Origin of the sequence: Phenylobacterium sp. (assembly GCF_031181185.1) — a bacterium.
Classification (GTDB): domain Bacteria; phylum Pseudomonadota; class Alphaproteobacteria; order Caulobacterales; family Caulobacteraceae; genus Phenylobacterium.
This window is the reverse complement of sequence record NZ_JAPSKZ010000148.1, coordinates 1-9,014: the sequence shown is the minus strand read 5'-3', so window position 1 is coordinate 9,014 and position 9,014 is coordinate 1. Positions and strand designations below refer to the sequence as shown.

The 9,014-nt window shown below is 68.9% G+C and carries 9 protein-coding genes; 4 read left to right on the top strand and 5 right to left on the bottom strand.

The genetic code is table 11. The features are described 5' to 3' along the window. The 4 genes from RIF93_RS15705 to RIF93_RS15690 form a co-directional block, all read left to right on the top strand. Positions 1-739 (top strand): alpha/beta hydrolase (locus tag RIF93_RS15705; RefSeq protein ID WP_309092388.1); only part of this gene is annotated, 739 nt, incomplete at its 5' end. Between the two features lie 10 nt (positions 740-749). Then, positions 750-1,742 (top strand): prolyl aminopeptidase, encoded by a 993-nt coding sequence (gene pip, locus RIF93_RS15700; RefSeq protein ID WP_309092387.1) that lies wholly within the window; start codon positions 750-752, stop codon positions 1,740-1,742. Between the two features lie 7 nt (positions 1,743-1,749). Then, positions 1,750-2,133, top strand: coding sequence for a nuclear transport factor 2 family protein (locus tag RIF93_RS15695; RefSeq protein ID WP_309092386.1), 384 nt, complete (start codon positions 1,750-1,752; stop codon positions 2,131-2,133). A 105-nt stretch (positions 2,134-2,238) separates the two neighbouring features. Then, the gene (locus RIF93_RS15690; RefSeq protein ID WP_309092385.1) at positions 2,239-3,672 is read left to right on the top strand and encodes an MFS transporter; all 1,434 of its coding nucleotides are present in this window, start codon (positions 2,239-2,241) and stop codon (positions 3,670-3,672) included. Positions 3,673-3,694: 22 nt separating this feature from the next. On the opposite strand, the gene rodA is transcribed toward RIF93_RS15690, so the two are convergent. The 5 genes from rodA to RIF93_RS15665 form a co-directional block, all read right to left on the bottom strand. Further along, positions 3,695-4,846 (bottom strand): rod shape-determining protein RodA, encoded by a 1,152-nt coding sequence (gene rodA, locus RIF93_RS15685; RefSeq protein WP_309092384.1) that lies wholly within the window; start codon positions 4,844-4,846, stop codon positions 3,695-3,697. Further along, on the bottom strand, positions 4,843-6,849 hold the full coding sequence (mrdA, locus tag RIF93_RS15680) for a penicillin-binding protein 2 (RefSeq protein WP_309092383.1): 2,007 nt from the start codon (positions 6,847-6,849) through the stop codon (positions 4,843-4,845). The genes rodA and mrdA overlap by 4 nt, the downstream gene beginning before the upstream one ends. 4 nt (positions 6,850-6,853) lie before the next feature. After that, on the bottom strand, positions 6,854-7,366 hold the full coding sequence (locus tag RIF93_RS15675; protein ID WP_309092382.1) for a hypothetical protein: 513 nt from the start codon (positions 7,364-7,366) through the stop codon (positions 6,854-6,856). Beyond that, positions 7,363-8,508: a rod shape-determining protein MreC gene (mreC, locus tag RIF93_RS15670; RefSeq protein WP_309092381.1), complete on the bottom strand. Its 1,146-nt coding sequence runs from the start codon at positions 8,506-8,508 to the stop codon at positions 7,363-7,365. Before mreC ends, RIF93_RS15675 begins: the two co-directional genes overlap by 4 nt. 50 nt (positions 8,509-8,558) lie before the next feature. Beyond that, on the bottom strand, positions 8,559-9,014 hold a 456-nt coding region (locus RIF93_RS15665), incomplete at its 5' end, for a rod shape-determining protein (RefSeq protein WP_309092380.1).

Sequence of the window (9,014 nt, the reverse complement as noted above, 5' to 3'; positions counted from 1 at the left end):
CGACATGGAGCGACTGACGGCCGACCTGGTGGGGCTGTTGGACCACCTGGGCGTCGAGAAGGCGATCTTCTGCGGCCACGACTGGGGCGGCATCGTCGTTTGGCAGATGCCGCTGCTGCATCCCGACCGCGTGGCCGGCGTCATCGGCCTGAACACGCCTTTCCTGCCGCGGGCGCCAGTCGATCCGATCGCCATCTTCCGTCATCGCTTCGGGCCGGACATGTACATCGTCTGGTTCCAGACCCCGGAGGAGCCCGAGGCGGTGCTGGGTGAGGACGTCTCGAAGACGATGCGCTTCTTCATGCGCAAGCCGTCCGCCCTGCGCGCGGCGGCCCAGCCCGCCGAGGGCGGGTCGACTTTCGCCTTTCGCGACCTGCTGCGCGCCTGGGACGGCCAAGACGGCGGCGAGCAGCTGCTGAGCCCCGGCGAACTGGCCGTCTTCGTCGAGGCGTTCGAACAGGGCGGCTTCTTCGGCCCGGTCAGTTGGTACCGCAACTTCACGCGCAACTGGGAGCGCGCCGAGGGGTTGCCTCAGCGGATCGACAACCTGCCCTGCCTGATGATCACCGCCGAGCTGGACGCCGTGCTGACGCCCGCCATGGCCGAGCCGATGAAGGAGCTGGTCGGCGACCTGGAAATGCACATGGTCCAGGGCTCCGGCCACTGGACACAGCAAGAGAAGCCGGGCGAGGTGAACCGCCTGATCCTCGACTGGTTGGATCGGCGCTTCCCGAAGTAGATTGAGCCGCATGGAACGCAACACGCCGCCCCCCGCCGTCTCCTCCGCCCAGAACCGGCGCGGCCTGTTTCCTGACAACGACCCCTACGCCACCGGCTGGCTCTCAACCGGCGGGCCGCACGAGGTCTTCTACGAGGAGTGCGGCAACCCGAACGGCAAGCCTTGCGTGATCCTGCACGGCGGCCCGGGCGGGGCGATCAACCCGACCATGCGGCGGTTCTTCGATCCGGCGAAGTGGCGCATGGCCCTGTTCGACCAGCGCGGCTGCGGGCGCAGCCGGCCGAACGCCAGCCTGGACGACAACACCACCTGGGCGCTGATCGAGGACATCGAGCGACTGCGCGAGCACCTGGGCGTCGAGAAGTGGTGCGTCTTCGGCGGCTCCTGGGGCTCCACCCTCGCGCTCGCCTACGCCATCACCCATCCCGAGCGGGTGGAGAGCCTGGTGCTGCGCGGCATCTTCCTGCTCACCGAGCGCGAGCTCTCCTGGTTTTACCAGGACGGCGCCTCGATGCTGTTCCCGGATGCCTGGGCCCGGTTCTGCGCGCCGATCCCGCCTGAGGAGCGGAGTGACATGATCGCCGCCTACCACAAGCGCCTGACCAGCCCCGACCGCCGCGTTCAGGCGGAAGCGGCGGCGGCATGGAGCCAGTGGGAAGGCGACACCATCTCGATCCGCGGCCCCGAGGCGCGTCCGTCGAAGTTCAACGAGATCGACTTCGCCATCGCCTTCGCACGCATCGAGTGCCACTTCTTCATCAACGGCGGCTTCTTCCCGTCGAAGAACTGGATCCTCGAGAACCTCGACAAGCTGCGCGGCATCCCAGGCTGGATCGTCCAGGGCCGCTTCGACGTGGTCACGCCAATGGAGAGCGCCTGGAAGCTTAAATCGGGCTGGTCCGACGCTCGGTTCGAGGTGGTCTGGGACGCCGGCCACGCCTCGACCGAGCCCGGCATCGTCGATGCCCTGGTGCGGGCAACCGACCAGGCGCTGAAGCTCTAGGGACGCCATGAGCCGGGCCGAGATCGTCCGCGCCTATCTCCGCGCCATCGAACAACGGGGCGACTCCCTGTCGTTCTTCGCCAAGGACGCGGTGCAGGAGGAGTTCCCGAACGCCCTTGTGCCCGCTGGCGCCCGACGCACCCTCGACGACCTGAAGGCCGCCGCCGCCCGCGGGCAGAACGTGCTGAGCTCCGAGACCTACGAGATCGTCAACCTGCTGGAGAGCGGCGACCTTGTGGCGGCCGAAGTCCTATGGCGCGGGATCCTGGCGGTGCCGCTGCGGTCTCTGAAGCCAGGCGACGCCATGAAGGCCCGCTTCGCCGTCTTCTTCGAGTTTCAGGGCGACAAGATCCGGCGGCAGCGGAACTACGACTGCTTCGAGCCTTTCTGACGCCCGCGTCACCGAACATCATACCGGAAATTCGGCTCTTTCCCCTCGTTCAAACGCTCGTTAGGGTCGCGCCAACACGCCAAGAAGCAGGGGAAACGACACAGCATGAGCGCGACCAGCACCGCCGCGACGGGCGACGGGCACATCAACGGTTTCGGCACCAAGCCCTACCGGAGCTATGTGCTCAACGCGCTGCTGATCATCTACATCCTCAACTTCGTCGATCGGGGCCTGCTCTCCGTCGTCGCCCCGCAGATGAAGCCCGAGCTCGGCATCTCGGACACCGCCTTTGGCCTGCTGACCGGCTTCGGCTTCGCGTTGCTCTACACGTTCGTCGGCATCCCGCTGGCCCAGTTCGCCGAGACGCGGCACCGGGTCTGGATCATGACCGTCTGCGTGGCGCTGTGGTCGCTGATGACGGCGCTGTGCGGCCTGGCCGCCCCGGTGACCATCGGCTCGATCACGATCGGGGCGTTCTGGATCCTGCTGGCCTGCCGCGTCGGCGTAGGCATCGGCGAGGCCGGGTGCACGCCCCCGGCCAACTCGCTGATCGCAGACTACTATCCGCCCAGCCGCCGTTCCACGGCGCTGGGCTACTACGCCATGGGCGTGACCCTGGGCGGCCTGCTCGCCAACCTGATCGGCGGACCGATTACCGACGCCTACGGCTGGCGCACGGCCTTCTTCGTCGTCGGCCTTCCCGGCATCCTGGTGGCGGCGATCTTCAAGCTGACGGTCAAGGAGCCGCCGCGCGGCTACACCGACCCGCCGGGCACGTTGCGCCGAGCCCGGCCCAAGTTTTCGGAGGGCCTGAAGGAGCTAGCCTCCAAGCCGTCGTTCTGGACCATGACGGTGGCCGCCACCATCGCCGCCTTCTGCGGCTATGGCATCGCCTCGTTCCAGTCGCTGTTCATGAACCGCAGCTTCGGCCTGTCGGCCGGCGAGGCCGCCGTGATGATCAACGCGCCCGTCGCTGCGGCCTCGGCCGTCGGCACCTTCGCCACCGGCTGGCTCGCCGAAAAACTCTCCAAACGCCATCCGAACGCCATCGCCTGGCTGGCCGGCATCGGCCTCACGGCCAGCGTGCCGTTCTACTTCCTGGCGTTCACCACCAAGAACCTGTCGCTGGCGCTTATCGGGCTGATCATCGGCGGCGCGATCAAGTACGGCTACCTGGCCGCCCAATACACCATCGGCCAGGGCGTGGTCTCCGCCCAGGTCCGAGCCGTCTCGACCGCGATCCTGCTCTTCGTGGTCAACCTGCTGGGCTATGGCCTGGGGCCGCTGTTCATCGGCGCCCTTAGCGATTTCATCTTCAACATGCAGGTGGCGGGTCTGGGCGCGCCGGACCTCACACGCAAAGCCTGCGAGGGCGCCGCCCGCGCCGCGCTGGCTGCCGCCCAGCAGGAGGTCTGCGCGATCGCCCACCCGCAGAGCCTGCAACGGTCGATGCTCATCACCTCGGCGCTCTACGGCGTGGGCGGCCTGTTCTTCTTCATCACCTGCCGCTGGCTGAAGCGGGACATGGTGGCCAAGTAGGTCGCCCGGGACGGCGGGTTCCCTAGAGGATCCCGCTGCCCTTGGTCACTTCGGCGTAGCGGTGCACGCGCGCCGACTGCACGAGGCCGAAGCCGATCATCACGGTGAGCATCACGGTGCCGCCGTAGGAGAGCATCGGCATCGGCACGCCCACGACCGGCGCCAGGCCCATCACCATGGCGCCGTTGATCAGGATGTAGAGCGTGAACGTCGCCGTCGTGCCCGCGGCGGCGAGGCGGGCGAAGTGCGAATGGCTGACGTAGGCCGTGCGCAGCGCCATGAAGATCGCCGCCGCATAGAGGATCAGCACCGAGACGCAGCCCACGAAGCCGAACTCCTCGGCCAGCGTCGCGAAGATGAAGTCGGTCTGCTTCTCGGGCAGGAAGTTCAGCTGGCTCTGCGAACCCAGGCCGTAGCCCTTGCCCAGAGGTCCGCCAGAGCCCAGGGCGATCATCGACTGCAGGATGTGGTAGCCCGAGCCGGAAGGGTCGCTCTCGGGATCCAGGAAAGTCAGCACGCGCTGCCGCTGGTAGTCGTGCATCACGAACATCACGAAGGGCGGCACTACGGCGAGGAAGGTGGCGATGCCCGCCGCGATAATCTTCCAGGAGAGGCCCGCGAGCACGACGATGGCCGCGCCGGTCATCAGGATCAGCATGGCCGTGCCGAGGTCGGGCTGGTGCGCCACCAGCAGCACCGGCAGTGCGATCATCCCGGCGGGCACGAGCAGCCACCAGGAGAGCCGGGCCCGCTGGGCCGAGGTCCCATGATAGTAGCGCGCCAACGCCAACACGATCCCCAGCTTCATGATCTCGGACGGCTGGAAGCTGAAACTGCCGATGGACAGCCAGCGCTGGGCGCCAAGCCGCGTATCGCCGACGAGCTCCACCGCGACGAGCAGCAGCAGGCCCACGATGTAGACGGGATAGGCGATGGCGAACCACACCCGGATGTCGATCATCGCCAGGCCGATCATCATGACCACGCAGAGCGTGAAGCGCGTCACGTGCTTGGCCGCCCACGGGTCCCAGGACGAGCCGGCGATGGAGAACAGCATCAGGGCGCCGGCGCCGGCGATCAGGCTGAGCACCAGGACGAACAGCCAGTCGACCTCGGACAGCTTAACGATCAGCCGGTCGCGTTCGCCGGGACGGGTGAGCGCCGAGACGGTCATGCGGGTCCTCGCGCAGGCGGCGTGAGCGGCTGGCCGACGGCCGGCGTCGGGGTGTTGGGCGGCTCGGCGAAGATCGGCTCGTCGGGCACGCTGTCGAGCTCGGGATCGGGCTGGATCTCGGGCATGGGCACCGGCTTCTCGATGCGTGCGCGCAGCTCGGGGTCCTTCAGGAGGGCGACGCGCATGATCTCGCGCGCCCGCGGCGCGGCGGCGCTGGAGCCGCCCATCCCGTGCTGGACGATGACGGCCAGCGCGTAGCGGGGTTCGTCCAGGGGCGCGAACGCCACGAAGAGGCCGTGGTCGCGCAGGCGCCACGGACCGCCCTTCCCGCGCGTGCCGCCGGCCTTGTAGCTGTAGACCTGGGCGGTGCCGGTCTTGCCGGCCATCAGGATGTCGCCGAGGCCCAGCTGGCTGGCGACATAGGCCGTGCCGCCGGCTTCCGTCACCGCGGCCATGCCCGCGCGCACGTAGTTCAGGTGCTCCTGGCTGAACGGCAGGTCGGGCACCGCCGCGCCGCTGGGCAATTCCTTGCCGCCGATCGACTTGATCAGCCGCGGATTGAGCGCCTTGCGGCCGTTGGCGAGCCTGGCGGTCATCACCGCCAACTGCAGGCAGTTGGCCGTCAGCATGCCCTGGCCGATGCCGTAGCTGAGCGACTCGCCGGGGTGCCATTTCGGGTCGCGCGGACGGTTTTTCCGCACCCATTCGGTCGAGGGGACGATGCCCTTCTTCTGGCCCGGGATGCCGATGTCGAAGGTCTGGCCGAAGCCGAACTCGCGGGCGACGGCGGCGATGCGGTCGGGGCCGATCCGGTGGGCCACCGAGTAGAAATAGACGTCACAGGAGTTCTTAATCGCGTCCCGCATGTTCTGGGGACCGTGGCCGCCCTTCTTGTGGCAGCGGAAATAGCGGCCGCCGAAGAACATGCCCCCGCCGCAGCTCACCGTGAGGTCCGGATCGATGCCCGCCTGCAAGGCCGCCAGGGCCGTGATGGTCTTGAAGGTGGAGCCCGGCGGGTAGGTGCCGGACAGGCACTTGTCCAGGAGCGGCTTGCGCTCGTAGTTGGCCAGCGCCCGGTACTCCGCGCCCGTAAGGCCGCGCACGAAGCGGTTCGCGTCGAAGCTGGGGGCCGACATCATGCAGAGGATGTCGCCGGTGCGGCAGTCCATCATGACCGCCCCGCCGCTCTCGCCGCCGAACACCTCCAGCGCCCGGTTCTGGATGTCGACATCCAGGGTGAGCTGGACCTCCTTGCCGGGCACGGCGGGGATGTCGCCGGCCTCGTCGTGGCGCACCTCGCGGCCGTTGGCGTCCACCTCGACCTTCTTCGCGCCGGCGCGGCCGCGCAGCTCGAGATCGAGGGACTTCTCGATCCCCTGTTTGCCGATCCGGAAGCCGGGGTGGAGCATGATCGGGTCGGCGTTCGGACCGGTGTCCTCGACGTCTTCCTTGTTCACCTTGGCCACGTAACCGATCACGTGGGCGAAGGCGCCGCCGTGCGGATAGACCCGCACCTCGCCCATGTCGGCGGTGACGTTCGGCAGCTCGGGCGCGCGGACGTTAATGGCCGAGAACTGCTCCCAGCTCATGTCCTCCATCACCGAGACCGGCGCGCGCTTCGGGGCGTTGTTGATCTCGCGCAGCAGGCGGCGCTTGCGGGTCTCGTCCATCGGCACGAAGTGCGACAGCGTCTGCAGCGTCGCCTCGGTGTCCATGTCCTTGTCGCGGGCCACCAACAGCCGGAAGTTCGGCCGGTTGGCGGCCAGAATTGCGCCGTTGCGGTCCACGATCAGCCCGCGGGGGGCCGGCACCAGCTTGAAGTTGAACTGGTTGGACGTCGCCAGCTTCTCGTAGCGCTGGGTCTCCAGGAGTTGGAGATAGGCCAGGCGCCCGGTCAGGGCGGCGATGCCCAGGCCTGCGAAGCCGCCCATGAGGATGGCCCGGCGGTGGAACACGCCCTGCCGCTCGTTGACCTCTTCGAAGAAGATTGCGGGTTCGGCCATGGCGCTAGCGGAACCTTACGTCGGCGTCCTCGAACCGCTCGATCAGGCGGTCCGCGAACGGATACAGGATGACTGTGGCGAGGAATTGCCAGAACACCGACAGCGGGCTCGGCATCCCCTTCACGTCCAGCATGGTGAACAGATAGCCGGCGCTGAGCGCCAACGCCGTCAGCACGCCGTACCAGGCCCACATCATGCCGCGGCTCTGCCCGGCCAGCATGGCCCGGCCGCCGAGCGCCACGCCATAGGCGATCAGCAGGCAGACGGCCCACAGGCCCAGCGGCCCGCCCCAGAGGAGGTCCATGAAGAAGCCCATCAGGGCGACGCCGAACGGCGCCAGCATCGAGGGCCGGATCACCGCCCAGGCGAAAGCCACCGGCATGGCGAACACCGGCTCCGGCAGAGACAGGCCCCACAGCCTCATCGGCAGCGCGAACAGTTGGGTCGCGACGATGACCTGCAGCATCGGAATGCCCAGCCAGCGCCACGGCTCGAGAGACCGGGCGCCGCCGCTCATCGTCCGGCTCCGGGGGTCGACGCCGCAGCCGGAGCCTTGGGCGCGGGCGTTTTGGGCGCGGGCGCTGCGGCCGGCGGCGAGGCCTTCGCCGGCGGGGCGGTGGCCTTCGGCGCGGGCGCGACGGTCTTCGGGGCCGGCGTGGCGGCCGCGGGCGCAGACGCCGCGGGCGTCGCGGTCTTCGGCGCGGGGGTCGCGGGGGCGGCCGCGGCCGGCGCCTGGACCTCGGGGGGCGGCAGCGTCGGCGCGCCAGGCGTCGGGGGCGGCACGCTGGTGCGGTCCAGTTCGGCGCGGTTAGCCAGCTGGGTGAAGTCTTCGAACAAGAGGATGCGGACGTAATCGACCGCCGCCCGGTCCGAGGCCAGCACCACGCGCCAGCGGCCGTCGAGACCCTTCACGGCCCGGCCCACCGGCAGGCCGCGCGGGAAGACGCCGCCGTCGCCCGACGTCAGCACCCGGTCGCCGTTGCGCACCGGCTCCTGGCCTCGCAGGTACTCGAGCCGCGGGTTGGGCCCGCCGTCGCCGGTCAGGATGGCGCGGGCGTTGGTGCGGTCGATCATCACGGGGGTGCGCGAGGCCACGTCGGTCAGCAGCAGCACCCGGCTGACGCCATCGGTGACGCCGATCACGCGCCCGACCAGGCCGTTCTCGCTCATCACCGGATTGCCGATCTTCACGCCCGCCTCGCGGCCGGCGTTGGCCAGGCGCGAATTGGCGAAGGGACCGCGGCTGTCGGTGACGATGCGCGCCGCCACCATCGGGATCGGCGGATCCGTCTTCAGCCCCAGCAGGACCCGGTAGCGTTCATTGTTGTCTTTCAGCGCGATCGCCACGTCGCGCCATTGCCGCATCTCCTTGAGCTCGGCCTTCAGCCGGCGGTTTTCGGAGACGGCGAAGAAGTAGCCGCGGATGGCGTCGAAGCCCGCGCCGGTCCAGCGGCCCGGCGCCGACAGGGCGTTCCCGACAGGCTCCAGCGCCTTGTCGCTCATAGTCCGCGTGCGGCCGTAGGCGTCGGTCTCGAAGGCCTCCCGCCGGTCCGACAGGAGGATCGCCACCGACGCGATCAGCACGACGAGGAAGACGATCCCCGCCGTCCAGGTCAGGGGGACCTTCAGTTCACCGAGCGGATTGTCCCGCAAGGACATCGGCCTTCACGCCCCCAAGAAGCGGCCCCGCCGCCCGCAACCGCGGTATCTTACGCCAGGGTCGACTCCAGCACGCCCTTCATCCACTTGGGATGCTCGAGCACTTTGCCGCAGCCCAGGGCCACGCACGACAGCGGGTCGTCGGCCACGGTCACCGGCAGGCCGGTGTGGTCGCGGATCTCGGCGTCCAGGCCACGCAGCAGCGCGCCGCCGCCCGTCAGCATGATGCCCTTGTCGGCGATGTCCGAGGCGAGCTCCGGCGGCGTGGCTTCCAGCGCCATCTTCACCGCGTCGACGATCTGGCCCACCGGCTCGGACAGGGCGTCCGAGGCCTGCTTCTCCGAGATGCGGACTTCGCGCGGCACGCCCTGCATCAGGTCGCGGCCTTTCACCTCGATCGAGAGGCCTTCGCCGTCGGCCGGCGCGCGGGCCGTGCCGATCTCCTTCTTGATGCGCTCGGCCGTGGTCTCGCCGATCAACAGGTTATGGTTGCGGCGCATGTAGCT

Bases quoted from the DNA above. Each gene is read 5' to 3' on its own strand.
- pip (WP_309092387.1), top strand. From the start codon at position 750: ATGGAACGCAACACGCCGCCCCCCGCCGTCTCCTCCGCCCAGAACCGG.
- RIF93_RS15695 (WP_309092386.1), top strand. From the start codon at position 1,750: ATGAGCCGGGCCGAGATCGTCCGCGCCTATCTCCGCGCCATCGAACAA.
- RIF93_RS15690 (WP_309092385.1), top strand. From the start codon at position 2,239: ATGAGCGCGACCAGCACCGCCGCGACGGGCGACGGGCACATCAACGGT.
- rodA (WP_309092384.1), bottom strand. From the start codon at position 4,846: ATGACCGTCTCGGCGCTCACCCGTCCCGGCGAACGCGACCGGCTGATC.
- mrdA (WP_309092383.1), bottom strand. From the start codon at position 6,849: ATGGCCGAACCCGCAATCTTCTTCGAAGAGGTCAACGAGCGGCAGGGC.
- RIF93_RS15675 (WP_309092382.1), bottom strand. From the start codon at position 7,366: ATGAGCGGCGGCGCCCGGTCTCTCGAGCCGTGGCGCTGGCTGGGCATT.
- mreC (WP_309092381.1), bottom strand. From the start codon at position 8,508: ATGTCCTTGCGGGACAATCCGCTCGGTGAACTGAAGGTCCCCCTGACC.